This is a genomic window from Microbacterium sp. TNHR37B (assembly GCF_001620065.1).
Taxonomy (GTDB): Bacteria; Actinomycetota; Actinomycetes; order Actinomycetales; family Microbacteriaceae; genus Microbacterium.
Map to the genome: position 1 here is coordinate 1,528,937 of NZ_LQGV01000001.1, position 25,538 is coordinate 1,554,474.

Sequence of the window (25,538 nt, forward strand, 5' to 3'; positions counted from 1 at the left end):
CCTCAAGGTGTCGTCCCTCCGCTCAAGCCTCGGCGCGAGGGGCGTGAGCGTCGAGGAACTCGTAGAGGTCGGTGGTATCGACGCCGGGGAACGACCCGGACGGAAGGGTTGCGAGAAGCGTGCGAGGGGTCCGGACGTTCGGCCACGCCTGGTCGCGCCACGCTCCTTCGAGCTCGGCGGGAGGGCGGCGACAGCACACCTCGACGGAATGCCGGGAGATGCCGCGATTGGCCGTCTCGCGACCGATGAACCACTTGGTGTCGTCGAATCTCACCCCGACGCTGACCGAGTGCGCCCCCTCACTGGAGGCCTCGACGCGTGCGGTGCACCAGAAGGTGCCCTGTCCGGTGTCGGTGTACTGGTAGTACGGGTTGAACTTGTCGGGGATGTCGAAGACGACCCGGCTCGTCCACCTCCGGCAGCACAGCTGCCCCTCGATCGATCCGAGCCGGTCGGCGGGGAAGTTGACGTCGTCGTTCTCGTACGCCTTGGTGATCGTCCCCGATTCGTGCACCTTGAGGAAGTGCACCCGGATGCCGAGGTGCTCGGTGGCGAGATTGGTGAACCGGTGCGCCGCGGTCTCGTACGACACCGAGTACGCATCGCGAAGGTCCTCGATCGAGATCGCGCGCCGCTCCTTAGCGTCGCGCAGGAACGGCGCGGCGTGGGCCTCGGGAACCAGGAGCGCGCCGGTGAGGTAGTTCGTCTCCACGCGCTGACGGAGGAAGTCGGCGTAGGAACGCGGCTCGCTGTGTCCGAGGATGCGGCTGGCGAGCGCCTGCAGCACGGCGGTGCGGGAGTCTCCCTTCGCCGGCACGGTCGAGGAGAGGTAGAGCCGACCGTGACGCAGATCCGCGACGCTGCGGGTGGACGCGGGAAGATCGGCCACGTAGTGCAGCGAGAACCCCAGGTGCGCCGCGATGTCCGACGCGGTGCGCTGCGTCAGCGGTCCGCCAGGATGGTCGACTGCGTCGAGGATCTGCCGCGCCTGCGCTTCCAGCTCGGGGAAGTAGTTGTCCTGCCGTCGCATCAGGTGGCGCAGATCGACGTTCGCCCGTCGAGCCTCCTCGGGCGTCGCGGATCGCTCGTCGGTCAGGCGTTCGATCTCGCGCTGCAGCGACAGGAGGGCGGCGAGCGCCTCGTCGGGGACGGACCTCCCGATGCGGAACGGGGTGATGCCCAGCGCATGGAACGTCGGGCCGCGCATCGCCCGCTCGAGGGCGATCTCCATCGAGGTGCGGTCATCGAGCGGCTCCGCCTCCAGCACGGCGTCGATGGTCACCCCGAGGGCGCGGGCGATGGCCTGCAGCAGCGAGAGCTTCGGTTCTCGCTTCCCGGTCTCGATCATCGAGAGCTGGCTGGGGGCGCGGTCGACCGCCGCCGCGAGATCGTCGAGGGTCATCTTCCGCGCCGTCCGAAGGTGACGGATGCGCCGTCCGATGGTCAGGGCGTCGACCGTCGGGGCATCGCCCCCGGGTCGACCCTGCCGAGCTTCTTCGATCGTCATGAGCGCGAGCATGCCACGAAAACAGAAATACGCGCAATCTTCACACAGGAAATGGTCTGTCTGGGCTCAGATCTTCACGCACAGTGGATCCACCACCCGAGCACCGGAGCTCGCAGCCCTCCCGCACGGCGGGCCCACGAAGGAGACAGAGATGACCACCTCACACACGCCCGGCCTCCGCGCCGGCGACCAGACACAGACCGCCGCCGAGCTCCAGGAGAGCTGGGACACCGACCCCCGCTGGGACGGCATCGAGCGCACGTACCGGGCCGAAGATGTGATCCGCCTCCGCGGATCGGTGCGCGAGGAGAACACCCTCGCGCGACGCGGGGCCGAGAACCTGTGGAACCTCCTCCACACCGAGGAGTACGTCCGCGCTCTCGGGGCGTACACCGGCGGCCAGGCGGTGCAGCAGGTGCGGGCCGGCCTCAAGGCGATCTACCTGTCGGGATGGCAGGTCGCCGCCGATGGCAACCTCGCCGGCCAGACCTACCCCGACCAGAGCCTGTATCCCGCCAACTCGGTGCCGTCGGTGGTTCGCCGCATCAACAACGCCCTGCTGCGGCAGGACCAGATCGAGCATGCGGAAGGCACGAGCGGCACCGACTGGATCGCGCCGGTCGTCGCCGACGCGGAAGCCGGCTTCGGCGGTCCGCTCAACGCGTTCGAGCTGGCACTCTCGCTCATCCAGGCCGGCGCGGCGGGCATCCACTGGGAGGATCAGTTGGCGAGCGAGAAGAAGTGCGGCCACCTCGGCGGCAAGGTGCTCGTGCCTACGCAGCAGCACATCCGCACGCTCAACGCCGCGCGTCTCGCCGCTGACGTCGCCGACGTCCCGACCGTCCTCATCGCCCGCACCGACGCGCTGGCGGCCGACCTGCTCACCAGCGACGTCGACGAGCGTGACCGCGCCTTCACGACCGGCGAGAGGACGTCGGAGGGCTTTTACCGGGTGCGTCCCGGGCTGGAGGCGGTCATCAGTCGCGGGCTCGCCTTCGCCCCCTACGCCGACCTGCTGTGGGTGGAGACGGGCGAACCCGACATCGAGCTGGCCCGCGCCTTCGCCACCGCGATCCACGAGCAGTTCCCCGGAAAGCTCCTCGCCTACAACTGCTCCCCCAGCTTCAACTGGAAGCGCCACCTCGACGACGCGCAGATCGCGCGCTTCCAGCAGGAGCTCGCCGAGCTCGGCTACGCGTTCCAGTTCATCACGCTGGCCGGTTTCCACGCGCTGAACTACTCCATGTTCGATCTCGCCGCAGGCTACGCCGAGCGCGCCATGAGCGCCTACGTCGACCTGCAGGAGGCGGAGTTCGCCGCCGAATCCCGCGGCTACACCGCCACCAAGCACCAGCGGGAGGCCGGGACGGGGTACTTCGACCTCGTCTCGACCGCGCTCAACCCCGACAGCACCACGCTGGCGCTGGCCGGTTCCACCGAGACCGCGCAGTTCCACTGAGCCCGCTCGACCCGACTCCACACGCACAGAAAGGCAGGGCCATGACCCCCACCGCCACGGGCACCGCGCCCGCACCCACCCTGACCGTCACCGGGACGCTCCGCGACCGGTACGACGAGATCCTCACCCCCGACGCCCTCGCCTTCGTCGGCGACCTGCACCTGCGCTTCGCCGGCCGCCGCCACGACCGGCTCGCCGACCGCATGCGTCGCCGGTTCGAGATCGGCAACGGGCACGACCCGCGCTTCCGCGACGACACCGCCCACATCCGGGACGATCCGGACTGGCGCGTCGCGGGGGCTGGACCCGGGCTTCACGACCGCCGCGTGGAGATCACGGGGCCGACCGACCCCAAGATGACGATCAACGCGCTCAACTCCGGGGCTCGGGTGTGGCTGGCCGATCAGGAGGACGCCACGAGCCCCACATGGCGGAACGTGATCGAAGGCCAGCTCTCGCTGTTCGACGCGATCCGCGGACAGCTGACCTTCACGTCGCCGGAGGGGAAGCGTTACGAGGTCACGGCGGAGCGCACGCCCACGATCGTGATGCGTCCGCGCGGCTGGCACCTCACCGAGAAGCACATCGAGTTCACCGACCGGAACGGACGACGCCTGGCTGCCTCGGGTTCCCTCGTGGACTTCGGTCTCTACTTCTTCCACAACGCGCAGGCGCTCATCGACAACGGCGTGGGGCCCTGCTTCTACCTCCCCAAGCTCGAGTCGGCCGAGGAGGCGCGGCTGTGGGACGACGTGTTCACCTTCAGTGAGCAGGCCCTCGGGATCCCGCACGGCACGATCCGTGCGACGGTCCTCATCGAGACGCTGCCGGCCGCGTTCGAGATGGAGGAGATCCTGTTCGAGCTGCGCGACCACTGCGCGGGCTTGAACGCGGGACGGTGGGACTACATCTTCTCGATGATCAAGAACTACCGCGGACGCGGCGCACGATTCGTGCTCCCCGACCGCAGCCAGGTGACCATGACGGTGCCGTTCATGCGCGCCTACACCGAGTTGCTCGTGCAGACCTGCCACAAGCGGGGCGCCTTCGCGATCGGCGGGATGAGCGCATTCATCCCGAACCGGCGCGATCCGGAGGTCACGGCACAGGCGTTCGAGAAGGTCGCCGCCGACAAACGGCGAGAAGCGGGCGACGGCTTCGACGGCACGTGGGTGGCCCACCCCGACCTGATTCCCGTGGCTCAGGCGGAGTTCGACGCCGTCCTCGGCGAGCACCCCAACCAGGTGTCGCGCCAGCGCCCCGACGTCACGGTCACCGCGTCGCAGCTGATCGACGTCCACATCGGCCTTCCCATCACCACCGCCGGCGTGTACGGCAACGTCTCGGTGGCCATCCGCTACCTCGAAGCATGGCTACGGGGGCAGGGCGCCGTCGCGATCGACAATCTGATGGAGGATGCCGCCACGGCGGAGATCAGTCGCAGCCAGGTGTGGCAGTGGATCCACCAGGATCGCGTGACCGACGACGGCACGCCCATCACGCGCGAGCTCGCGGAAGCTCTCATCACGCGCGTGCTGGGCGAGGTGGAACGGACCGACGGCGACCGGTTCGACGACGCCGCCGAGATCTTCCGAGAGGTGGCGCTGGGGCAGGACTTCCCGGCGTTCTTGACCGTCCCCGCGTACGCGCGCTTCCTCGGCGAGGGGTGAGGCCGAGGCGACGGCGCCGGGCGCGGGTCTTCGGCCCCGTCCGGCGGCGTCGCACGGCGGTGGCGAGCACGCGGGACGACTACGCTCTAGAGCGTGACCGAAAGCGCTTCTTCTCCTCGTCAGCCCCGTGTCTCCGCGAAGCTCAGCGCCATCGCCGAATCGGCGACCCTCAAGGTCGACGCGAAGGCGAAGGCACTCCAGGCCGCCGGTCGACCCGTCATCTCCTACGCCGCGGGCGAGCCCGATTTCGCGACGCCGCAGTTCATCGTCGACGCCGCGGCCGAAGCCCTGCACGATCCCGCCAACTTCCGCTACACGCCCGCCGCGGGCCTGCCGGTGCTCCGCGAGGCGATCGCGGCGAAGACCCTCCGCGACTCGGGCCTGGAGGTCGCCCCTTCGCAGGTCATCGTGACCAACGGCGGGAAGCAGTCGGTCTATCAGGCCTTCCAGGCGGTCGTGAACCCCGGTGACGAAGTGCTGCTCCCCGCCCCGTACTGGACGACCTATCCCGAGGCGATCGCTCTCGCCGACGGCGTGCCGGTGGAGGTGTTCGCCGGCGCAGACCAGGACTACAAGGTCACCGTCGAGCAGCTCGAGGCGGCCCGCACCGAGAAGACCACGGCGCTCGTGTTCGTCTCACCCTCCAACCCCACCGGCTCCGTCTACACGGAGGAAGAGACCCGCGCGATCGGTCAGTGGGCTCTCGAGCACGGGATCTGGGTCATCAGCGACGAGATCTACCAGAACCTCGTCTACGAAGGCGTCCGCGCGGTGTCGATCGTGGAGGCGGTTCCGGAGCTCGCCGGCCAGACGATCCTCGTCAACGGCGTGGCGAAGACCTACGCCATGACGGGCTGGCGCGTGGGCTGGATGGTGGGGCCGAGCGCCGCGATCAAGGTCGCCGCCAACCTGCAGTCGCACCTGACCTCGAACGTCAACAACATCGCGCAGCGCGCCGCCCTGGCCGCCCTCACCGGCCCCCAGGACGAGGCCGAGCAGATGCGGCAGGCGTTCGACCGGCGTCGGCGCCTGATCGTGTCGGAGCTGGCGAAGATCCCGGGGGTCACGGTGCCGAACCCCCTCGGCGCCTTCTACGTCTACCCCGACGTCCGTGGCCTGCTCGGACGCGAGTGGCGGGGAAAGACGGTGACCACCTCTCTGGAGCTGGCCGACCTGATCCTCGACGAGGCGGAGGTGGCCGTCGTGCCCGGCGAGGCGTTCGGCCCGAGCGGATACCTCCGGCTGTCGTACGCCCTCGGCGACGACGCGCTCCGGGAAGGCGTGCAGCGGCTGCAGTCGCTCTTCGCCTGACGCCGCGGTGCCGTGCGGTGCCGGCGCGGTGCCGTGGGGTGCGATTACAGTTCGACGCCGACGAGCACCGGCTCCGGCTGCAGCACGAGGCCGAACTCCGACTGCACCCGACCCCGGATGAACCGTGCGAGCTGCGCGAGCTCGCCCGCCGATGCGCCGCCGCGATTGGTGAGGGCGAGCGCGTGCTTGGTCGACAGGCCCGCGCGCGACCGCGGCAGGGAGAAGCCCTTCCGCAGGCCCGAGTGCTCGATGAGCCACGCCGCGCTCACCTTGACGTCGGGCTCCTGCGTCGCGGGCGCCGGGACGATGCCGTCATAGCGGTCGAGAGGGATCACCGTGATCGGATCGAGGTCGACCGAAACGGGCCACCGCGGACACTCGGGCGGGAGAGTGCGTGCGAAGGCCGCCGACACGATCGCGTTCTGGAAGAACGATCCGGCGCTGAAGGTGTCGGGATCGGTCGGATCGAGGACCATCCCCTTCCGGGCGCGCGTGGCGAGCACGGTGTCGCGGATCCACGCCAGCGAGGCCGTCGCATCCGCGGGAAGCCCGAGGGACTGCCGCAACTGCGCACCGGCGACGGGGATCTCGGCGTGACCGACCTGGGCCAGCTCGAGCGTGATCGACAGCACGACCGCGTCACGCCGGGCCGCGTCTCCGTAGTGGGCCTTCAGCACCGAGGTGCGAAAACCCAGCTCGAGCTCGGCGGCGGGGACGACCACGACCTCGTGGGTGTCCTGGTCGAGCAGCTCCACCTCGACGAGAGTCTGGACGAGCTCCTGACCGTAGGCCCCGATGTTCTGCACGGGAGACGCGCCGGCGGTTCCGGGGATACCCGACATCGCTTCGATGCCCTGCAGCCCCGACCGGACGGTGAAGGCGACCAGGTCGTCCCAGTCGTGGCCGGCTTCGGCCTTCACGCGAAGCATGCCGGGGCGCTCCGACGGCAGGACCTCCAGCCCTTGCGTCCGAACGAGCACGACTGTGCCGTCGAACGGTTCGTCCCCGACCAGCAGGTTGGAGCCGCCACCCACCACGAGCACGCGCTCGCCCTCACTCCACAGGTCGCGCAGGTGCGCCACGAGTTCGTCGCGCGTCCGGGCTTCCACCATCCGCCGCGGCGTCGCACCGGCACGCAGCGTCGTCAGCTCGGCGAGAGGGCGAGGCTCGATCTCGGTCATCGTCAGGCCGCGAGGCGCACGCGCACCTGCGCCTTGCCCAGCACGACGGTGTCACCGTGCGAGACCGTCAGGTCGATCCGCGCCGCTTGCTCGTCGAGGGCGCCGACCTTGGCGACGACGGTCAGGTCTGCGCCGTTCTCGGCGTCGACGACGACGGGGCGGGTGAAGCGAACGCCGTACTCGAGAATCCGGCCGCTGTCACCCAACCATTCGACGATCGTCTCGACGGCGAGCCCCATCGTGAGCATTCCGTGGGCCAGGACGCCGGGCAGCCCGACGCGCTCGGCGACATCGTCGCGATAGTGGATGGGGTTGAAGTCGCCCGAGGCCCCTGCGTAGCGCACGAGCGATTCGCGGGTGAGGTGCACCGACCTCTCGGCGACGACCGATCCGATCTCGAGCGCGCTCACTCTTCTCCTCCGATCAGCAGCACCGAGACGGCGGTGACGACGTGATCGCCCGCCGCATCGGAGATCTCTGCTTCGCTGGTCACCATCGCGCCCTTGCCGAACGGGCGCACCCCTGTCACCTGGAGCCGAGCGGTCAGCTCGTCACCGGCGACGATCGGTCGCGAATAGCGGAACCGCTGCTCGGCGTGCACGGTGCGCTCGAGGGCGATGCCCGAGTCGGGTTCAGCGAGCAGCTGCTGCAGCGTGAGGTCCTGGATCACCATGGCGAACGTGGGGGGAGCCACCACGTCGGCGTATCCGAGCGTGCGGGCCACCTCGGGGTCGAGGTGCTGCGCATCGGTCGCGAACACGGCGCGCGCGAACTCCCGCACCTTCTCACGTCCGACCAGATACGGAGGGGTCGGTGGGAACTCACGACCGACCAGTTCAGGATTCACAGGCACCCGTCGAGTCTATCGACGCGGCCGGAGGCCGACGCCGGCCGATCCCGTGACAACTCCCCGTCCCGTCAGTCCCGACGCCGCGCACGCCAGGCGCGCACCGACAGCTGCGACGCGATGAACAGCAGGAAGGCGGCGAAGAGGATGTTCGACACGAACGGGTCGAGGAGCGTGGCCACCCACGCGCCGACGGCGGTCGTGGTGCACGCGGCGACCCCGATCAGGGCGGCTGCCAGCAGGTCGACGTTCGCGCGGCGGACGTTGCCGATCGTCCCGGAGATCGCGGTGGGGATCATCATGAGCAACGACGTGCCCTTGGCGATCAGGTCGCTGGTACCGAAGAGGAACATCAGGGCGGGAACGACGATCACCCCGCCGCCGACGCCGAGGAGCCCGGCCATGATCCCCGTGAAGACGCCGAGACCCGCGAGCCCCAGACCGGTGAGCCACGTCAGCTCCAGCTCCGCGTCGCGCGAGGGAACGACGACGAACAGCATCACGATCACGACGAGGAGGAAGCCGACGAACCCCCACCGCAGCGCGTTCTGCGGGAGGCGCGCCAGAAGCCAGGTGCCGATCTGCGCTCCGACGACGGCCCCCGCCGCGAGGATGAGGGCGGGAATCCAGGCCACAGACCCGTGGATCGCGTAGGAGACCACCCCGACGGTGGCCGTCGGCACGATGGCCGCGAGCGATGTGCCGGCCGCGAGCCGTTGGTCGAAGTGCAGCAGCAGGAGGAGCATCGGCACGATCACCGTTCCGCCGCCGACCCCGAACAGACCCGACAGCAGCCCCGCGATCAGGCCGATCGCGATGCACGAGAGGACGAAACGGGGCGAGCGACGAGCAACCGCCGCCGTCACGCCGTCGTCTCCGACTCTCCCGCTTCCGCGTCCGCCCGCGCGAGCTGCTCCACGTGGTCATCGACCGCGGCCTTCTCGAACTGCGACCGGTACAGCCGCCAGTAGGCGCCCTGCGCGGCGATCAGCTCGTCGTGGCTGCCCTTCTCGACGATGTCGCCGTGCTCCATGACGAGGATCAGGTCTGCGTCGCGGATGGTCGACAACCGGTGCGCGATGACGAACGAGGTCCGCCCCTCGCGCAACGCCGACATCGCGTGTTGCAGCAGCAACTCCGTGCGGGTGTCGACCGAGCTCGTCGCCTCGTCGAGGATCAGCACGGCCGGTTGCGCGACGAACGCGCGCGCGATCGTGATGAGCTGCTTCTCACCGGCCGAGACGTTCGCCGCGTCCTCATCGAGGACCGTGTCATAGCCGTCGGGAAGCGAGTGCACGAACCGGTCGACGCGCGTGGCCACCGCGGCATCGACGATCTCGTCGTCGGTGGCCGATTCGTTGCCGTAGCGGATGTTCTCGCGGATAGTCCCCGCGAACAGCCAGGGATCCTGCAGCACCATCCCCGTGCGCGAGCGCACCTCGTCGCGGGTGAGCTCGGCGATGTCCTGACCGTCGAGCAGGATGCGGCCGCCGTCGAGCTCGTAGAACCGCATCAAGAGATTCACGAGCGTCGTCTTCCCGGCGCCGGTCGGTCCGACGATCGCCACGGTCTGCCCGGGTTCGACGCGGAACGACAGATCGCGGATCAGCGGCTTGTCGGGCGAGTACGAGAAAGCGACGTTCTGGAACTCGATGACGCCGCGTCCGGGCGCGAGCTCGGGCGAGTCCCCGGCGTCGGGCTCCTGTTCGGGCTCATCGAGGAGCTGGAACACCCGCTCCGCCGACGCCGTGCCCGACTGCACGACGGCCGCCATGCCGCCAAGCTCGGAGAGCGGCTGGGTGAACTGCTGCGAGTACTGGATGAAGGCCTGCACGTCGCCGAGACGCAGTTGTCCGGAGGCCACCATGAGACCGCCGAGCACAGCGATGCCCACGTAGCTCAGGCTGCCGATGAACATCATTGACGGCATCATCAGCCCCGAGAGGAACTGGGCCTTGAAGGCGGCCTGGTAGAGCTCCTCGTTCTCCTCCTGGAACCGCTCGCGAGCGTCCTCCTCGCGACCGTAGACCCGCACGAGCGCGTGACCCGAGAACGACTCCTCCACACGGGCGTTGAGGCGGCCGACCTTCTTCCACTGCGTCGCGAACGCCTTCTGCGAGCGGGGACCGATGACGCCGAAAACGACCGCCATCAGCGGGAGAGCGATGAGAGCGACGATCGCCAGCTGCCACGAGATCGAGAACATCATGATGAGCACGCCCACCACCGTGAGGATGTTGGTGACCGCGGTGGACAGCGCTTGCTGCATCGTCTGGGTGATGTTGTCGATGTCGTTGGTGACGCGCGAGATGAGCTCGCCTCGCTGCACCCGGTCGAAGTACGACAGCGGGAGGCGGTTGATCTTGGCCTCCACGTCTTCGCGCAGACGCCACATCGACCGCACCATGATCACGTTGATCACGTAACCCTGGAGCCACGTCAGGATGGAGGAGACCACGTAGATCGCGAGCACTCCGACCACGACCCACCGGAGCCGGTCGAAATCGACGCCGGCCCCGACCTGGAAGTCGTGCATCGCGGCGACCATGTCGGCGCGATCGGTGTCGCCCGACGCGCGCAGCGCCTCGACGACGGCCGCCTGGCTGGTGCCCGGAGCGAAGAACTCCGTGAGCGAGCGCGAGACGACGCCCTCGAAGATCAAGTTGGTCGCCTCACCGAGCACCTTGGGCGCGATGACCGCGAGGACGACACCGATGGCGCCGAGCGTGGAGACGAAGATGAAGGCCCACTTGTGCGGGGCGAGGAGTCCGATCATCCGCGCGAAACTCTTGCCGAAGTTGGCCGCCTTGCCCGGCGCAACGGAGTCCCAGTCGCCGGAGGTCAGTCGCGCCTGCTCGGCGCGCTCGCTCTCGAGGCGTTCCTCTTCGGTCATCGTCGCGTCGGACGACGTGTCGGGCGCGCTCATGCGTCCACCCCCAGCTGCGATTCGACGATCTCTCGGTAGGTCTCGTTGCCGGCCAGCAGCTCCTCATGGGTGCCGAGCCCCACCATGCGGCCGTCTTCCAGGACGACGATGCGGTCGGCATCGGTGATGGTCGACACGCGCTGGGCGACGACGATCTTGGTCACGTGCGGCAACTCCCGCCAGAGCGCCTGTCGCAATCGCGCATCGGTCGCGACGTCCAAGGCGGAGAAAGAGTCGTCGAAGACCAGGATGTCGGGCTGGTGCACGATGGCGCGGGCGATCGCCAGACGCTGCCGCTGACCACCCGAGACGTTCGTGCCGCCCTGGGCGATGCGAGCCTCGAGCCCGCCGTCGAGCTCGGACACGAAGTCTTTGCCCTGCGCGATCTCCAACGCTCGCCACAGCTCCTCGTCGGTGGCGTCCTCCCGGCCGAAGCGGAGGTTGGAGGCGACGGTGCCGGTGAAGAGGAAGGAACGCTGCGGCACGTAGCCGATGCCCTTCCAGAGGAGATCGAGGTCGGCGTCGCGCACATCGACCCCGGCCACCTGGACCGAGCCCGAGGTGACGTCGAACAGCCGCGGGATGAGCGACACGAGCGTCGTCTTGCCCGCACCCGTCGAGCCGACGATCGCGACCGTCTCCCCCGGGTCGGCGCGGAAGCTCAACCCCTGGAGCACCGGGGCCTCGGCACCCGGATAGGTGAAGGTCACATCGTCGACGACGACGGAGCCCGGGGTCGGGAACGTCTGCACGGGGTTGGTGGGACGCGTCAGCTGGTCTTCGGAGTCCAGGACCTCGCCGATGCGGTCGGCCGAGACCGCCGCTCGCGGGATCATGATCGTCATGAAGGTGGCCATGAGCACGCCCATGAGGATCTGGCCGACGTACTGCATGAAGGCGAAGAGCGTACCGACCTTCACGTTGTCCTGGTCGACCTGAATGCCGCCGAACCAGATCACCCCCACGACGGTGATGTTCAGCACGAGCATGGCCAGCGGGAACATGAGGACGAAGAGGGAGCCGACCCGCCGTCCCACGACCATGATGTCGGTGTTGGCGCCGCGGAAGCGCTCCTCCTCGATGCGCTCACGCACGAATGCACGCACCACCCGGACGCCGGTCAGCTGCTCGCGCATGATGCGGTTCACGGCGTCGAGCTTGTGCTGGTACTGCCGGAACAGCGGCACCATGCGGCTGATGATGAGTCCGGCGACCACGAGCAGCACGGGCACGGCCACGCCGATCAGCCAGCTGAGCCCGACGTCCTGCTGCAGCGCCATGACGATGCCGCCGATGGCGAGCAGCGGCGCAGTGACGAGCATCGTCGCGCCCATCATCGCGAGCATCTGGACCTGCTGCACGTCGTTGGTGTTGCGCGTGATGAGCGTGCCGGCGCCGAAGCGTGACACCTCCCGCTCCGAGAAGCCGCCCACCTTGTGGAACACGTCGCGCCGGATGTCGCGACCGGCGCTCATCGCGGCTCGTGCCGCGAAGTACGTCGCGATGACGGAGGCGATGATCTGGCCGAGGGCGACGGCGAGCATGAACATGCCGTGCGTCCAGATGTAGGCGGTGTCGCCCGTGGTCACACCCTTGTCGATGATGTCGGCGTTCAGGCGCGGCAGGTAGAGCGATGCCATCGCCGAGGCGAACTGGAACACCAGGACACCGACCAACAACCACTTGTACGTCTTGAGATAGCGCACCAGCAGCCTGCCCAGCATGCCGCACCTCCGAGATAGGCCGTGGGGGGAGAACGGTTCATGCTAGCGCCGTCCTCCGACACCGGCGGAGCCGGATCGGCCGGTGTTCGCTGTCAGCATGCGCATTCGCCGTCTGCGCGCGCCGCAAGGAGTGGACCGCGCCTCTGGACGGAGCGTGAGGCGGGTCCACTCCTCGGCGATCGATCAGGCGACGCGCGGTACCGCGGCAGTCGTGCGCGTCCACCGTCCGTCGAACACGCGCCGATGCGGCAGCTGGTCGTGACCAGAGCCCGGGCAGACCACCGAGACCCGGAAGGTCTCGGAGGTGCGGTCGGTGAACCACTGCGCTTCGCGGTCGACCTGGTCGACGACCCGCTCCGTGAGCAGCTCGACATTGTCGTGGTCAGGACAGCGGAAGGCAGCCGGAACCAACGTGATATCGCTCATCGAATCCCCCCAGTGATCGATGCACGGGACCCCCATCCCGTCGATATCCAGTGATACCAGGTCCAGCCTGCCAGCGGCAACTGCCGGGCCCGGTGTCACCGCTGCATCAGAAGGTGGCGGTGTCGGGGTTGGCCCCGACGCGCTGACCACGGTCGAGACCGTCGATCGCCGCCACCTCCTCGGCACTCAGTTCGAAGCCGAACACGTCGATGTTCTGAGCGATCCGCTCGGGCGTCGACGACTTGGGGAAGACGATGATGCCGCTCTGCAGGTGCCAGCGGATGACGACCTGCGCCGGGGTCACCCCGTGCGCCTCGGCCGCACGCCGGATGGGCTCCTCGCTGAACAGGTCGTACTTCCCCTGCCCCAACGGCCCCCACGCCTCGGTGCGGATTCCCTTCCCCTCGCCGAAGGCGCGGAGCTCGCGCTGCGCGAACGCGGGGTGGAGCTCGATCTGGTTCACCGCGGGCACGGTGTCGGTCTCGGCCAGCAGCCGCTCCAGGTGAGGACGGTGGAAGTTGGAGACGCCGATGGAACGCGTCAGCTTCTCCTCGCGCAGCTGCTCCAGCGTCTGCCACGAGGCGACGTACCGGTCGAGATCGGGGCGGGGCCAGTGGATGAGGTAGAGGTCGACGTGGTCCAGGCCGAGCTTGTCGAGGCTCGTCGCCAGCGCGGCGCGCGCGGAGTCGGTGCCCTGGTCGGCGTTCCACAGCTTCGTCGTGACGAACAGGTCGTCGCGGGAGATCCCACTGGCGGTGATGGCGCGGCCGACACCTTCCTCGTTGCCGTAGACGGCGGCGGTGTCGATGTGGCGGTAACCGGCGGCGAGCGCTTCGCTCACGATCCGCTCGGTCTCCGCGGGATCGACCTTGAACACGCCGAAGCCGAGCTGCGGGATCGTGTGACCGTCGTTGAGGGTGATGTTCGGAATCGTCATCCCTCCAGCCTGGCACCTCTCGGTCGGGTGCGGGGCGGCACGCGTCGCAGAGCGCAACCGGCCACGACCAAGAGGTGGCCGGGGCCGTGCGCCGCCTCCCCCCGGATAACGACGCACGACCCCGAGCCGTAGGAGCGTCAGCCGAACAACTCGACGCCCAGAGGAAGAGATGCCGAACAGGCAGGTTCATTACGCGAAACGCGGAAGATCTCTTCCCGGCGTGCTGAGCCCCCGCTCAGCAGAGCCCTCTCAAAGCACGAGGGCCGAGAGGGCTCTGGCGGGCCATGCTCGGAGCTGGGGAACTCCTCACGACACGGGGGGAGTGTCTTCTGCGAAATCGGCCCGCACTTTCAGGCTAGGGGAAGGCTCCGCGGGATGCACGGCTCTTGCGCGTGGCGTCAGGGTCGTGTCGCGCATACCGGCAGCGCAGCACCCTCGTCAATACCCTCGGAAGCGTCGGCGGCTTCACCTACGCTGGCCCTTCAGCGTGAGCGTTCCCCCTGGGGAGAGGAAAAGGACGCAGATCGGCCTGCGAACGCCTGGCCCACGCGATGACCTCGGCGACGTGGGGGCTCTCGCCGGGGTCATCGGCACCGGTCAGGGTTCTCATTCGTCGTTTTCATTCGTCTCCGTCGGCTCGGCCTGGCGGATCGGTGTGACCTCTACCGAGGGCAACGGCGCGAGACGCTAGTTCGGCGTGGACCGATGAAGGCCGACGACCGCCAGGAGCGTGCTGGCGAGAACGAAGGCGGTTCCGCCGAGCAAGAGGGAGAGGGCAGGGTTGATGCCCGCCAGAGGCCATGCCCAGGGCTGCACGACGGAGTCGATTCGCCCGAACAACGTGCAAAGAAGGATGTACAGCGCGGGTGCGACGCCCTGGTAGGTGGAGCTGACCATGACTCCTGCGGTGAACTGGATCGCGAGCAGCCAGAGAAGTATGCCTGCGTAGGACGGGCCCGCGGGGCCCCCACTCACACCGACTACGACAGCGATCAGCAGCGATGGAGCGAGTTGCGCCAGCACGATCAGGAGCGCGATGACGCCCGCGCTCCGGGAGGGCACGGTGCGGTCTTTCGGCCACGTGTGGACGATGCCGGGGGCGATCAGCAGTGTGGCCAGCAGCGCGATCAGCAGCGCGAGCGGCGCGTCGCCGCCGGGGCCGGGGAGACCGACGATGATCGCGCCGAAGCCCGAGCCGATAAGGGCGAGAGTCGCCTGGACGACGGCGATCCAGGTGGTGCGGGAGGTCTTGAACGCGAGTCTCACGGAGCCCCCGGTGGGAGCGTGCCACAGTCGCCGAGGGAGGCGATGGCCGCGTTGATCCACGTCGCTTGCTCCGTCGGCGACCGCTCCAGGAGCACGTCGAGGTATGACTCGGGATCGTCGGCGGAGGAACCCGCACCCGGGGTGCCGAGCAACGTCCCCTCCAACCAGCCGTAGGTGGTGAAGAGCGCCGCGCTCCGCGCCAGCGATCGTTCTTCATCATCGGCCTCACACGTCCCATCAGGGATCGCACCCGCAAGCGAGGTGGCGATCTCCTCCGTCGTCATCCCCGGGATGAACCCGAACGGGAGGATTCCTCGATCCTCGGGCTCGCGCGTGGCGACGACTCTGGTGGCCAGTGGCACGCCGGCATCGATCACACGCTGAACCATGGTCTGCACGCTTCTCACGACGGCCGGATCCCACTGTTCCGGGTAGAGGCAGACCGTGACCGCCGCCTGCGTGCAGGTGAGATCGCGTTCGTCGCGAGCCTCCGCCGCGCTCGGCCCGAGGCCCTGCGCGGCCACAACACCGAGCACGAAACCGACCGCCATCAGCGACGAGCCCGCGGCCGTAGCCGTGGCGGTGGAGATCACCGGAATCCGCAACGCCGCCGATGCCAACAGGATCAAGCCGACTCCCGCCAGCACGGAGAACGCGCTGACCGAGGCGATCGAGCTGGCTGCGGGCTGCTGGTCGTAGAAGCAGCACGTCTCCAACACGAGCCCCGCCAGGTGGCGAAGCTCGAACCAGTCCACCACCCCGGTGAATCCCAGCCAGACATAGCTGGCCGCCAACGCGGCAGGAATCGCGAACACCGGGCGAAGAACACTCCCGCACATCAGTCCCAGCGCCGTGTGGAAGAAGAGCATCGCGAGCAGCGCTCCGATCAGACCCCACGGCGGGGCTCCCTGGCCCCCCGAAGCGCTGAACGCCACGATCACGACGGCCACAGCCTGAGCGGCGACGCCGCCGACGTAGTTCGGCCAGAACGCATCAAGCAGAATACGGGCCGGGGCGCGAACAGCAAGCGCATTCTCCTCCCGGCGCACTCGAAGCCGAGCCGCGTCGAGCGCCGCTCCCGTGGAAGCGACCGCCGCTGGAACGATGATCAACAGAACCGAATGCGCAACGATCCACGTCCACCAGTCCAAGACCAGCAGTGCAGGAGAAAGCTGGGCAACGATTACCAGCAGGGGGACGGCAGGGAGCAGCAGCCACAGGATCGCTCGGCGACGAAGAGGAAGCGGTGACCTCATCCAGACTCAGTCCGCCCGCACCATTGCTGCATACGCCTGCCGCAGTTGCATACTCTCCGACCCACCCTCGTGCCCGGAGACGAACGACGAGTATGGGCCGACAAATCGCGACCGCCCGTCCACCAGCACATGAATCCGAGACTCACCATCGATCAACGTGTCCGTGTCGTGCGTTGATACCAGAACGGCCCTGTCTATCTCGATCGAGCGAAGGACCTCGACCAAGCGGTCGCGTTCGTTCGGATCGAGCCCCGCCGTCGGCTCGTCCAACAGCAGATATCGCGCATCATGCACAAGCACACCCGCGATCCCCAACCGACGCGTCTGCCCGCCCGAAAGAGTGTGGGCACGCGCCGCACCTTCCGCGGTCAGTCCGACCATCGCGAGCGCCCGCTCCGCCCTGGTCCACGCATCCGACGCCCGCATGCCCTTCAGCCATCCGACGTAGGCCACGTGCTCACGGGCCGTCAGGTTCGGAAAAGGGATCACCCGTTGCGGCAGCCAGCCGACGGCCCGTCGAAACGTCTCCGGACGCCGCGTGCGCGGCGACACCGCTACTCCGTCGAGCGACAGTGATCCGCGATACCCGACCGCTCCGGCAAGGGCCTTCAGCAGCGTCGTCTTCCCCGCCCCATTGGGCCCGAGCAGCACTGTCCGACCGGCGCTCAACTGCACGTCGACATCGACGAGAGTCGACCGACGCCGCCGATATCCGAAGTCGGCGACCGTCGCTTCAAGCATGCGCCTGCCTCTCGACTTCCCTGGGACGATCTGTCCACGGGGTCATGGTCTCACAAGCGAACGTCGTGTCCGCGACTCGATGCACCCCATTAGGCATAGTGAGACACTCCAGGCCCTCCGTCTTCATCGGACCGCGTCGACAGCGTCAATCAACGCCCGCGAACTCTTCACCATTCTGTACGCAGCGCCGGTACGGTCAATCTGTGCGCGTTCTTCCACACATAGTCGATCCCGTTGTCTGTGCTCCACACCTGACCCACAGTCCACTTATAGCTACCGGCGCTCGTCATCCTGCCCCAACTCGCCCAAGTGTTGTTACAGTTGCTTGTTACACGCCCGTGGTTGTGATCCGGGAAAATACCGTTGTCGCGCCAGAGGTGAACACGCACCTTGCCGAAAACGGCTCTCCAGTCGATCTCGCTAACGTTTAGGCAGTCACTGTACCGCACCCTCGTAGCCGCCGATTCCGTCCCGTTTTCGCTCCACCATCGCGACGAGAAGCCGGTGGCGACGCGACTCATTTCTGAGGTGAACCCGGCGGCCACCGCCGGGGTGCTGGCAAGCCCCCACAGAAGCGCCGTGGAGGCGAGCAGGGCGGCCACCCTGCGGCGTTTTCCGAGTCGTTTGTCCAGCATCGTGTGCTACCGCCTCTCTGAGGATCTCATCGTAGGTTCCACCCTCTGCAAGAAGGCGTTGTCCCACAGGCTACTTCTTGAATCATAAACGAGTCGAGCATCCGATATCACTCACTCGACAGCCCGGCCGCGCTGCGATTCCAGGCTTGGCACGAGCGGAGCTCCAGGCTAAAGTGAGATTCTGTAGCGCACGATTGATGCACTCCGACCTGAGTACGATCGATGCAGGTTAGCAGTCCGCTCACTATGTCTGTGCCGCGGGCCGCAATGTGCGCCCTTACTGCAACTTCTCGAAGGCTCTGACGAGAAGTTCTTCGCGAGGTAGCAGGTCACTTAAGTGCGTGATAAAGGAGCCGTGCTGGCGACCCGGCTCGCGGCAGCACCTGAGTACGCCGACGAGCCGTACCGCAAGGCGGAAAAGCAGAGCCCCCTCAGCCGCAGCAGATTCCTGACCTACGCAGCCGTTCGTGCGCTACGCGCCGGCCTTCGAGATCGGCCGGAGTGTCCGGGAGCTCTGGTGCTGTCCTCCGCCAAGCAGCTGGGCGCGACAAGCACCTCCAACCGGGAGACGCGGATGGATTGGATGCGACCTATCGCCAGTCGTCCGCGACGAAGTCAGCGCAGGCGCGTCGGTCCTCTTTGCCGAGGCAGTACGAAACGACGAAGTACTCGCGCAGCTGCTCATCCGAAACAGTCACATTGCCGTGCAGCGACCACTCAGAATCGGGCCCTTGCGCGTAGGCGGCTCGGTAGAGATCCTCCCACCCGTCGCACTTCTCGTAGACGGGGTCGATGATCTTCGCGTACTTGGCTTCGTCGTCAGCGATCCATTTCGAGAGCTGCTTCTGCTCAGCGTCCGTCAACCCGTTCTCGTAGAGCTTGTCGGACTCGGGACCGTAGAGGGGATGAGTGTCGTAGTGCATGCGGATGGCGGCAGCCGCCCTATCGAATGCCTTCCCGCAAGCCGCACTCGGAGCGCTCACCGCCGTCGTCGGTTCGCCCACACCGGTGGACCCCACGGGCGGGGTTGGGGCGCAACCGGCCAGGGAGAACATGAAGACGGCCCCCAGAGCCAGCACCGCTGCTCTCGAACGTTGCATGCCCGCACTCTATCGGGACCCACCCACCCCAACGAACAGGAGCAATCATGACCGCACCGCGCAACCGATGCATCGTGATCGCCGCGTCGTTCAGTGACCGCGACTGTGCCGGGCACGTAGACCAACAAGGCTTTGTCGTCACGCCTCGGCCCCGGTCTCGCGTGAGGGCACCACAGCGGATGCGGTTCGCATCACGCCCGCGGCGTGGAGACTGCCGCGCGCCTGGCGCGCAACGCTCGCCGAGGTGGTGGCGCCATCGGTAATGAACGCACCCAAAGCGATGGCCGAACTGGAGTGATTCGCCGAGTCCCTTGGACCGGGTGATCCGGCATGAGCACGATCTTGCCGCAGAAGATCGCTGTCTGTCTGTTGAAGCAGCACCGTCATCACCGCAGCTGGGGGCGAGCCTGCTACGGGCTCGAGGAACTCGGATTCGACCGTCGGTTCGTCGACGAGATCTACTTGGTGGGGGTGGTGGACGTGGGTGCGGGGTGGCCCCTGTACAACGCGCTCCGCACCGCCTAACCCAGCGAGATCGAGGCGGTCAACAGCCACTACCGGGCGATCCTGAGGGGCGCGCGTGTCTGAGGCCAGGGAGTGGAACACCGTCGCTGAGGCCGCCGTCCTCACCGGCCGGCACAAGTCCCGCATCTACGCGTGGATCGACCAGGACCGCGTCGCCACCCGGACCAACGTGGCTCTTCGGACATCCGGTGGGGGTCATGGGGTGAGTCCGCCGGCGGCGAGGAGCATGCGGAGCCGGTAGTTGTGCCGGTTGCGGTAGCCGCGGGCGAGGCGGCGGTGGAGCTCGATGATCCCGTTCACGGCCTCGGTGCCACCGTTCGATGATCGCCCCGTCGTGAAGTACGCCAGGAACGCGTCGCGCCAGCGGCGGAGGGTGCGGCCCAGTCGTGCGATCTCGGGGATCGGGCAGGTGTGGAACGTGTCGACGACTTGCTCAGCGATCCGCCGCCCCGCGGCCAGATCGCCCTGGTGGTAGGCGGAGCGGAGTTGCTGCGCGCACTGCCAAGCGACGAACACTTCGTCGTGCGCGGGGTCGGCTTCCATCGCCGCGGTCAGCCTCACCCGCTGCTTCTCGGTGAGGTTCTCGGCCCCGGCGCGCAGGATGGTCTGCACCCCGTAGAGCGGGTCGCCCTTGCGTCCGCGGTGCCCGAGGGTGTCTTGCTGAACGCGACGGCGGACCTCGTCGACCGCAGCGGTGCCGAGCTTCACAACGTGGAACGCGTCGAGGACGGCGACGGCGTCGTCGAGCTTGTCGTCGATCGCGGTCTTGTATCCGGCGAACGGATCCAACGCGGCGACCTTCACCTGCTTCCGGAACGCGTCGCCGCGCTCACCGAGCCAGGTCGCGTACGCCTTCCCGGATCGACCGGGCACCAGATCCAGCAGCCTGGCCCGCGTCTTCCCTTGGCTGTCGCGGGTGAGGTCGACCATCCCGGTCAGCTCCTTCGGCCCCCGTCGGCGCGGGTCGACGTGATGCCAGACGTGCTCGTCGACGCCGAGGCTGGTGACATTCTCGAACCGGGACTCGTCCGCCGCGAGCTTGACCAGTTCGGGTTCGACGGCCCGCCACACCGTCTTCCACGACGTCCCGAGCTGCCGGGCGAGTCCTTGGATGGTGGCGTGCTCGCGACGCAGCTGCCCGATCGCCCACGCGACGGCGCGCTTCGTGATCGACCCGCGCGGCGCGACCAGCGACGGGACCTGTTCCACGAACGTCTTCCGCGGACAGCCGGACTCGCCGCACCGCCACATCCGCTGCCGCCACACCACCCTCACCCGCGTCACACCCGGCACGTCATGCAGCACCCGAAGGCGCCGACCACGGCTCGTCACGAGCACGCCGCACCCCGGGCAGCCCGTCGGGGACGCCGGAGTCGAAACGGTCACCACAAGAAGTCCGTCGCGACGCTCGACGTGCTCGACATGGACACCGTCGAGGCCGAGAAGCAGGTCGCAGCGGGCACACGGACAGTCGGCGGGGCGCGCGTCAGCGCACCCCGAAGTAGGGTGAAGCACGTCGAGGTCCTCGGTCGGAATCAGAGAGTTAGCGCTTCTGATCCTCGGGGACCTCGACCCCTACCGCCGAATCACCGCCCGGCCACCCTCACCCCACCGGATGTCCGAAGAGCCACCAACGTCGACGGCGTCACCGAAGTGATGAGCAAGGCGGTACTCCGAATCGAACCCGCCATCCGCCGCGGCCGCCCCAGAGGTACCGCATCACGCAACGCTTAGGCGACGTTCACGATCGCCCCTCGGTGAAGTTCCATTCATGACCGCATTTGCGGCAGACCCCGTGGAACGGGGGCAGGGTGTATCGGTCGGGGTTGCGGGTCACGTCGGCGACAGCGCCGCACTCCGGGCAGTAATCGGTCATTCGCCATTCCGTCGTCTTGTCCTGTTCGCGCCGCGCCGACGCGAGGTATCGCTCAGGATCTCGCGTCGCCAAGTTCAGGGCAAGGACAATCTGCCGTTCACTCTGTTCAGGATCGAGGGCCCATTCGCGGATACGTGCGAACGTTCGTGCGATGCGGTCGTTCTGCAGTTGCTTCCTCTCCGCCTCCGCGCGCTCCTCGTCCTCTTCCTCCGCAGACTCTGGCAGATACTCCCACCGGAGCTCGAGGTCGCGCTCCGTGACTTTGAGGAGCGCCTGCGCTCCCGGGACGATGCTCTGTTCCAGCATCACGCGAGCGTCGTCTCGAGCCTGTTCCAGGGGCGACTTCGGAGGCGAAGACTCGCTGAGAAGCCGCCCGCGACCCGGCCACCTGGGCTTGAGCGTCTCAATCACGTACCGGTGAAGTGCGCGCGCCTCCTCAACGGACATGTCGATCAGTCGGCGACGCTGGGCCTCAGCAGCACGCTCCTTCTCCGCAGCGTCCCTCTGCCGCTCCACCTCACGCGCAAGACTCGTCGCCCGAGAAGACGCGACCAGGGCAGCAATCGAGACGACAACGGTCGCCACTCCCACGAAGAGCGGAATCCAGATCGACGCGAACCAATCAAACAGGTCGCGCTGGATCACCTCCACAACTTGACCCCACCCTGAGCCCACCACCATTGCTCTCTCCTCATCCGGGATGCCACTACGAGCCAAACCTAGGGCCGATCCTCGACATGAGGCGCGGCTGGCGCGGGATGAGAGTGCCAGGCTTGCCGGAGAGGCCAATGCGGCGTTCGTTCGGCAGGCGGAGGCGCAGGAGCACGCGAATCGCCTGAAGGAGAAGGAACTCACGCCGCCGGACTGGGCGGCGGCGCACGTGCAGGGGGCTCCTTTCCGGGCGACGAACACGTCGGAGCGGCCGCTGGTCGTTGAGTCGATCGACGTGCAGCCTTCGACTATTGCTGACCGGGTCACGATCGAGACTTCCCACCAGGACGGTCGCTACGCGTATGGTGACTCGTTCGACTTCCTCGTGGTCCAGGGGTTCGGCGGCGGTGTCGAGAAGATTTCCATTCGGTACCGCTATGAGAGCGACGACGAGGTCAACTGGCGCACCTTTCACATGACTCTCTGATTGCGGTCGCTGCGTTGCCAGAAGCCCCGGTCTCCCCGTGTAGGGCGTCGGGGCTTCGTGGTCTGGGCGGAGTGCTCCACCATCGACGTTCTATCCTGCGGGCTTTGCGGACTTTGCGTAATTGATTCCAGGGTTTCAGAGCTTCCGGCGTGTCGAAATCGTGATGTCGCCCCACTTGCGGGGTTCTGAAGCGTCTCCGAAGATGGCTGGAAAGGGGATGGGAGATGAGCATGGGGGCTCCAGGAACAATCAATCGGCGGTCGCTTCTCACCACGGCGGCAGTGGGATCGTTGGCTGCCCTCAGCACGACGGCGCTCGCGGGCTGCGCTGCTCCGGCAGTCGCACCGGTGCTGACGGGGGCATCGGGCATCGGAGCAACCTGGCTCGCCGACATGACAGCGGCGCTCGCAGCAGGGGCAATCGTCGCGGCGGTATCGGACCCGCTCAAGGACGCGTGGCAGAAATGGGAGAAGGGGCGCCAGCGCGCCTACGCCGAAGAGGGAGAGCGGGGCCATCAGTACGTGACCCAAGCCTGCTACGGGGACAGCGTCCCGCCGGCGATGATGTTCGCTTCCTGCCAAGCGAAAGAGGCCGATGTCAGTAGCGATCGCTTCATCGTCTGCGTCAAGGGAGGCGAAGAGTACGTCGGCTTTGATCCCTGGGCATGGCAAGCGCTGTATCTATTCATCGACGACCTCACCAAAGGCAAGGAAGGCGATACGCTCGCCGGCTTTCGTGCTCTGTGCAAGATCAGCCTCATCCCGTCGGCGACGATCTCGTCCAGTTCTGTCACCGAGAGCGGGCGATCACAGCTACTCAGCTACAAGACGCGCAATGGCGAGGTGGAGATGAATCGCCGTACGAACTCGGACGGGAGCACCACCGTGCAGGTTGTCTCCACGGGAATCCCGTCCGCGTCCTCAGTCACGACGACGAGAGAGGTCAATCTCTCGTAGCTATCTGTGGGTCGGGGTCCCTCGTGGCCTACCCCGACGCACGGTCGGCTCGACACGGACCACGGCCTTGGACAGCACCTCCGGAATCCCGTCGCTGCTCATGCGCGACGCGGGGCGGTCGTTCTCGATCCACTCGTAGATCGTGCGTGGGGCGCGGCCAACGAGGGCAGTCGCGACCTTGACCGTGATCCACTCGGCGAGCTTGCCGTCAGCCATCGCCAGACTCCCGTGCAGCCGGCTCCTGGCGCGACCTGCTCTCTGTTGCCCAAGTCTCCGAGATCACGGGCCTAGCTGTCCAGACGCTCTGCAACCTCCGGTGCGCCAGCGAAGGGCCTCCCCCGTTCCGCCTGTGCTGCAACCGGGACGACCTCGACGCATGGATCGAGCACTCGCAAAGCGATGGTCAAACGATGGGTTGGGATCTGACCGAAAGCCAACTTCCCAGTGTTCTGGTAGCAGGAGCGGGGCTTGAACCCGCGACCTCACGATTATGAGTCGTGCGCTCTCACCAACTGAGCTACCCTGCCGCGATCCACCCGAAGGTGTCTTGCGAGCCCCGAGTCAGGATTGAACTGACGACCCCTTCCTTACCATGGAAGTGCTCTGCCACTGAGCTATCGGGGCGTGCTGCCCGCGAGCGGGCAACCAGAAAAGAATACCAGAGCGACGGCGTCCGCTCGAACCGGGGCGGACTCCGGTCGGGCGAGGCTCAGCCCTGGGTGTGCTGCGTCATCCACGCCATGGGGTCGGTGTGGACGGTTCCCCCCAGGAGCACCTCGAAGTGCAGGTGCGGCCCGGTGGCCTTGCCGGTCTCGCCGACCCGGCCGAGCACGTCGCCCGCCTTCACGGTGTCGCCGGCGGCCACCTGGAGCGACCCGTACTGCATGTGGGCGTAGCGGGTGGAGACGAGCTTGCCGTCGATGATGTGGTCGACGACGACGGTCACGCCGTAATCGCCGCCCGCCTCGGTGGCGATGCGCACTGTGCCGTCGGCGATGACGTGGATCTCCGCTCCGGCGCCGGGCGTCAAGTCCACACCACGGTGCGGTGAGGAGAACTTCGACAGGTACGTCTGCGACCCGTAGGCGGCGGAGATCGGAACCCCGACCGGGAAGGGCCACTGGATGTCTGCAGTGGGATCGTTGACCCACGTGCCGGCGAACTGAGTGACGCCGGAATCCGCCGCGAGGTCGGCCATCGACGCCACGTCGTAGTCGACGGAACGGTCGAGCTCGTTCGCCGCATCCGTCGAGGAGACGTAGGCCTGAATGTTCTCGGTCTCCACAGGAGCAGGGAGAGTCGTGACGACGTCGTCGTCGGGGCTGAAGGCGGCCGCGAGGGCGGAGACGGGCGTCGTCGTTCCCACTGCGAGCAGGCCCACGATCGTCATCACGCCGAGCGAGAACGAGGCGGCGGCGACCTTCTTGGCGTTCACCCGTCGCGCGCGACGGGGCACGCGATGCGGAGCCACGGGAATGATCGGCGGGTCGACGACCGCGTCGGCCTGGATCGGCGTCTGGCCCGTGAAGGAGAAGAGCTGAGCCGCACGCTCGAAGTCGTCGACCAGGCACGGCTCCGCGACGGCGGCGACGAACGCCAGCGGGATCGCGTCGGCGGCGACGGTGTCGATGAGCGTGGCGACCGTCTCGGGCGCAGACACGTGCTCGTCGCGTCCGGCGGTGCCCGTAGACGCCGAAACGCCGGGTTCCGCGAGTCTGCGGTCCCGGCGTCGAAGGGGAGCGGGGGCTGCCGCCACCTCGGCGGCGACGGTCTCGGCGATCGAGGTCGTCAGGTCGATCTGCGATCCCTGCGAGATCTGGGTGCCCGGGGCGGGGGCGACCTCTGCCGCGGGCGAGCCGCTCGCGGCGAGCGCCTCGGCCCGCTGACGACGCAACTCCGCGCGAGTGAGCGGAACCGGCTGCGACGACGCCACGGCACGGGTCGACCGTCGCGTGGGTGCGGCGTCGGCCTGAGGTGCGTCGAGGGTCACGGACGAAAGGCTCTCGGTCAGGGCGCGTTCGGGTGCGCAGTACTTCGGGGGGCTTCGGCTTACCTTC

General features: G+C 67.6%; 23 protein-coding genes and 2 tRNA genes. 6 read left to right on the top strand and 19 right to left on the bottom strand.

The features are described 5' to 3' along the window. Positions 1 to 22 precede the first annotated feature (22 nt). Complete coding sequence (locus AVP41_RS07295; RefSeq protein ID WP_067162894.1) at positions 23 to 1,507, bottom strand: helix-turn-helix domain-containing protein; 1,485 nt, start codon at positions 1,505 to 1,507, stop codon at positions 23 to 25. Between the two features lie 151 nt (positions 1,508 to 1,658). Between AVP41_RS07295 and aceA the strand changes: the two genes are divergently transcribed. The 3 genes from aceA to AVP41_RS07310 all read left to right on the top strand — a co-directional run bounded on the left by aceA (position 1,659) and on the right by AVP41_RS07310 (position 5,947). Then, a complete protein-coding gene (aceA, locus tag AVP41_RS07300) occupies positions 1,659 to 2,966 on the top strand; it encodes an isocitrate lyase (RefSeq protein ID WP_067162534.1) in 1,308 nt (435 codons plus the stop codon). Between the two features lie 41 nt (positions 2,967 to 3,007). Next, a complete protein-coding gene (gene aceB / locus AVP41_RS07305; RefSeq protein ID WP_067162536.1) occupies positions 3,008 to 4,636 on the top strand; it encodes a malate synthase A in 1,629 nt (542 codons plus the stop codon). Between the two features lie 93 nt (positions 4,637 to 4,729). Next, positions 4,730 to 5,947 carry a pyridoxal phosphate-dependent aminotransferase gene (locus tag AVP41_RS07310; protein WP_067162538.1) on the top strand — a complete coding sequence of 406 codons (1,218 nt, stop codon included), beginning with the start codon at positions 4,730 to 4,732 and terminating at the stop codon, positions 5,945 to 5,947. 44 nt (positions 5,948 to 5,991) lie between these two features. Here the strand turns inward: AVP41_RS07310 and AVP41_RS07315 are convergent, their stop codons facing one another. The 12 genes from AVP41_RS07315 to AVP41_RS07370 all read right to left on the bottom strand — a co-directional run bounded on the left by AVP41_RS07315 (position 5,992) and on the right by AVP41_RS07370 (position 18,986). Continuing rightward, on the bottom strand, positions 5,992 to 7,128 hold the full coding sequence (locus AVP41_RS07315) for a UDP-N-acetylmuramate dehydrogenase (protein WP_067162540.1): 1,137 nt from the start codon (positions 7,126 to 7,128) through the stop codon (positions 5,992 to 5,994). 2 nt (positions 7,129 to 7,130) lie between these two features. Continuing rightward, positions 7,131 to 7,538 (bottom strand): MaoC/PaaZ C-terminal domain-containing protein, encoded by a 408-nt coding sequence (locus AVP41_RS07320; RefSeq protein WP_067162542.1) that lies wholly within the window; start codon positions 7,536 to 7,538, stop codon positions 7,131 to 7,133. After that, a complete protein-coding gene (locus AVP41_RS07325) occupies positions 7,535 to 7,981 on the bottom strand; it encodes an FAS1-like dehydratase domain-containing protein (RefSeq protein WP_067162544.1) in 447 nt (148 codons plus the stop codon). The genes AVP41_RS07320 and AVP41_RS07325 overlap by 4 nt, the downstream gene beginning before the upstream one ends. 65 nt (positions 7,982 to 8,046) lie before the next feature. Continuing rightward, complete coding sequence (locus tag AVP41_RS07330; RefSeq protein ID WP_067162546.1) at positions 8,047 to 8,841, bottom strand: sulfite exporter TauE/SafE family protein; 795 nt, start codon at positions 8,839 to 8,841, stop codon at positions 8,047 to 8,049. Beyond that, the gene (locus AVP41_RS07335) at positions 8,838 to 10,901 is read right to left on the bottom strand and encodes an ABC transporter ATP-binding protein (protein WP_067162548.1); all 2,064 of its coding nucleotides are present in this window, start codon (positions 10,899 to 10,901) and stop codon (positions 8,838 to 8,840) included. The genes AVP41_RS07330 and AVP41_RS07335 overlap by 4 nt, the downstream gene beginning before the upstream one ends. Beyond that, entirely contained in the window at positions 10,898 to 12,625 is a 1,728-nt protein-coding gene (locus tag AVP41_RS07340) for an ABC transporter ATP-binding protein (protein ID WP_067162550.1), read from the bottom strand. The genes AVP41_RS07335 and AVP41_RS07340 overlap by 4 nt, the downstream gene beginning before the upstream one ends. Before the next feature lie 183 nt (positions 12,626 to 12,808). Next, positions 12,809 to 13,051: a hypothetical protein gene (locus tag AVP41_RS07345; protein ID WP_157532399.1), complete on the bottom strand. Its 243-nt coding sequence runs from the start codon at positions 13,049 to 13,051 to the stop codon at positions 12,809 to 12,811. A gap of 106 nt (positions 13,052 to 13,157) precedes the next feature. Further along, positions 13,158 to 13,988 carry an aldo/keto reductase gene (locus AVP41_RS07350; RefSeq protein ID WP_067162554.1) on the bottom strand — a complete coding sequence of 277 codons (831 nt, stop codon included), beginning with the start codon at positions 13,986 to 13,988 and terminating at the stop codon, positions 13,158 to 13,160. Positions 13,989 to 14,675: 687 nt separating this feature from the next. Further along, a complete protein-coding gene (locus AVP41_RS07355) occupies positions 14,676 to 15,254 on the bottom strand; it encodes a hypothetical protein (protein ID WP_067162556.1) in 579 nt (192 codons plus the stop codon). After that, the gene (locus AVP41_RS07360; protein WP_157532400.1) at positions 15,251 to 16,510 is read right to left on the bottom strand and encodes a DUF7224 domain-containing protein; all 1,260 of its coding nucleotides are present in this window, start codon (positions 16,508 to 16,510) and stop codon (positions 15,251 to 15,253) included. The genes AVP41_RS07355 and AVP41_RS07360 overlap by 4 nt, the downstream gene beginning before the upstream one ends. A 6-nt stretch (positions 16,511 to 16,516) precedes the next feature. Then, positions 16,517 to 17,251 (bottom strand): ATP-binding cassette domain-containing protein, encoded by a 735-nt coding sequence (locus AVP41_RS07365; RefSeq protein WP_067162561.1) that lies wholly within the window; start codon positions 17,249 to 17,251, stop codon positions 16,517 to 16,519. A 1,225-nt stretch (positions 17,252 to 18,476) separates the two neighbouring features. Continuing rightward, positions 18,477 to 18,986 (bottom strand): hypothetical protein, encoded by a 510-nt coding sequence (locus AVP41_RS07370; RefSeq protein ID WP_157532401.1) that lies wholly within the window; start codon positions 18,984 to 18,986, stop codon positions 18,477 to 18,479. A 330-nt stretch (positions 18,987 to 19,316) separates the two neighbouring features. Here AVP41_RS07370 and AVP41_RS07375 point away from each other — a divergent pair, with 330 nt between their 5' ends. Then, on the top strand, positions 19,317 to 19,511 hold the full coding sequence (locus tag AVP41_RS07375) for a hypothetical protein (protein WP_067162565.1): 195 nt from the start codon (positions 19,317 to 19,319) through the stop codon (positions 19,509 to 19,511). A gap of 195 nt (positions 19,512 to 19,706) precedes the next feature. Here AVP41_RS07375 and AVP41_RS07380 read toward each other — a convergent pair whose 3' ends face one another. Continuing rightward, the gene (locus AVP41_RS07380) at positions 19,707 to 21,026 is read right to left on the bottom strand and encodes an ISL3 family transposase (RefSeq protein WP_442922776.1); all 1,320 of its coding nucleotides are present in this window, start codon (positions 21,024 to 21,026) and stop codon (positions 19,707 to 19,709) included. A 226-nt stretch (positions 21,027 to 21,252) separates the two neighbouring features. Next, the gene (locus tag AVP41_RS07385; RefSeq protein ID WP_067162566.1) at positions 21,253 to 22,068 is read right to left on the bottom strand and encodes a hypothetical protein; all 816 of its coding nucleotides are present in this window, start codon (positions 22,066 to 22,068) and stop codon (positions 21,253 to 21,255) included. A 19-nt stretch (positions 22,069 to 22,087) separates the two neighbouring features. Here AVP41_RS07385 and AVP41_RS16615 point away from each other — a divergent pair, with 19 nt between their 5' ends. Together AVP41_RS16615 and AVP41_RS07395 are read left to right on the top strand one after the other, a co-directional pair. Further along, positions 22,088 to 22,525, top strand: coding sequence for a hypothetical protein (locus AVP41_RS16615; protein WP_157532402.1), 438 nt, complete (start codon positions 22,088 to 22,090; stop codon positions 22,523 to 22,525). Between the two features lie 224 nt (positions 22,526 to 22,749). Next, positions 22,750 to 23,481, top strand: a complete 732-nt coding sequence (locus AVP41_RS07395) for a hypothetical protein (protein WP_157532403.1) — start codon at positions 22,750 to 22,752, stop codon at positions 23,479 to 23,481. Here the strand turns inward: AVP41_RS07395 and AVP41_RS07400 are convergent, their stop codons facing one another. From AVP41_RS07400 to AVP41_RS07415, 4 genes are all read right to left on the bottom strand, one after another. Next, complete coding sequence (locus AVP41_RS07400) at positions 23,482 to 23,697, bottom strand: hypothetical protein (RefSeq protein WP_067162572.1); 216 nt, start codon at positions 23,695 to 23,697, stop codon at positions 23,482 to 23,484. A gap of 234 nt (positions 23,698 to 23,931) precedes the next feature. Next, positions 23,932 to 24,008: transfer RNA gene (locus AVP41_RS07405), tRNA-Met, on the bottom strand. Between the two features lie 25 nt (positions 24,009 to 24,033). Continuing rightward, a tRNA-Thr gene (locus AVP41_RS07410) sits at positions 24,034 to 24,105 on the bottom strand. 85 nt (positions 24,106 to 24,190) lie between these two features. Further along, positions 24,191 to 25,471 carry a M23 family metallopeptidase gene (locus tag AVP41_RS07415; protein ID WP_067162574.1) on the bottom strand — a complete coding sequence of 427 codons (1,281 nt, stop codon included), beginning with the start codon at positions 25,469 to 25,471 and terminating at the stop codon, positions 24,191 to 24,193. Positions 25,472 to 25,538: the final 67 nt, after the last annotated feature.

Excerpts from the sequence above, each read along its gene's own strand:
- AVP41_RS07295 (WP_067162894.1), bottom strand. The coding sequence starts at position 1,507 with ATGACGATCGAAGAAGCTCGGCAGGGTCGACCCGGGGGCGATGCCCCG.
- aceA (WP_067162534.1), top strand. The coding sequence starts at position 1,659 with ATGACCACCTCACACACGCCCGGCCTCCGCGCCGGCGACCAGACACAG.
- aceB (WP_067162536.1), top strand. The coding sequence starts at position 3,008 with ATGACCCCCACCGCCACGGGCACCGCGCCCGCACCCACCCTGACCGTC.
- AVP41_RS07315 (WP_067162540.1), bottom strand. The coding sequence starts at position 7,128 with ATGACCGAGATCGAGCCTCGCCCTCTCGCCGAGCTGACGACGCTGCGT.
- AVP41_RS07335 (WP_067162548.1), bottom strand. The coding sequence starts at position 10,901 with ATGAGCGCGCCCGACACGTCGTCCGACGCGACGATGACCGAAGAGGAA.
- AVP41_RS07340 (WP_067162550.1), bottom strand. The coding sequence starts at position 12,625 with ATGCTGGGCAGGCTGCTGGTGCGCTATCTCAAGACGTACAAGTGGTTG.
- AVP41_RS07345 (WP_157532399.1), bottom strand. The coding sequence starts at position 13,051 with ATGAGCGATATCACGTTGGTTCCGGCTGCCTTCCGCTGTCCTGACCAC.
- AVP41_RS07350 (WP_067162554.1), bottom strand. The coding sequence starts at position 13,988 with ATGACGATTCCGAACATCACCCTCAACGACGGTCACACGATCCCGCAG.
- AVP41_RS07360 (WP_157532400.1), bottom strand. The coding sequence starts at position 16,510 with ATGAGGTCACCGCTTCCTCTTCGTCGCCGAGCGATCCTGTGGCTGCTG.
- AVP41_RS07365 (WP_067162561.1), bottom strand. The coding sequence starts at position 17,251 with ATGCTTGAAGCGACGGTCGCCGACTTCGGATATCGGCGGCGTCGGTCG.
- AVP41_RS07370 (WP_157532401.1), bottom strand. The coding sequence starts at position 18,986 with ATGCAACGTTCGAGAGCAGCGGTGCTGGCTCTGGGGGCCGTCTTCATG.
- AVP41_RS07375 (WP_067162565.1), top strand. The coding sequence starts at position 19,317 with ATGAGCACGATCTTGCCGCAGAAGATCGCTGTCTGTCTGTTGAAGCAG.
- AVP41_RS07385 (WP_067162566.1), bottom strand. The coding sequence starts at position 22,068 with ATGGTGGTGGGCTCAGGGTGGGGTCAAGTTGTGGAGGTGATCCAGCGC.
- AVP41_RS16615 (WP_157532402.1), top strand. The coding sequence starts at position 22,088 with ATGCCACTACGAGCCAAACCTAGGGCCGATCCTCGACATGAGGCGCGG.
- AVP41_RS07395 (WP_157532403.1), top strand. The coding sequence starts at position 22,750 with ATGAGCATGGGGGCTCCAGGAACAATCAATCGGCGGTCGCTTCTCACC.
- AVP41_RS07400 (WP_067162572.1), bottom strand. The coding sequence starts at position 23,697 with ATGGCTGACGGCAAGCTCGCCGAGTGGATCACGGTCAAGGTCGCGACT.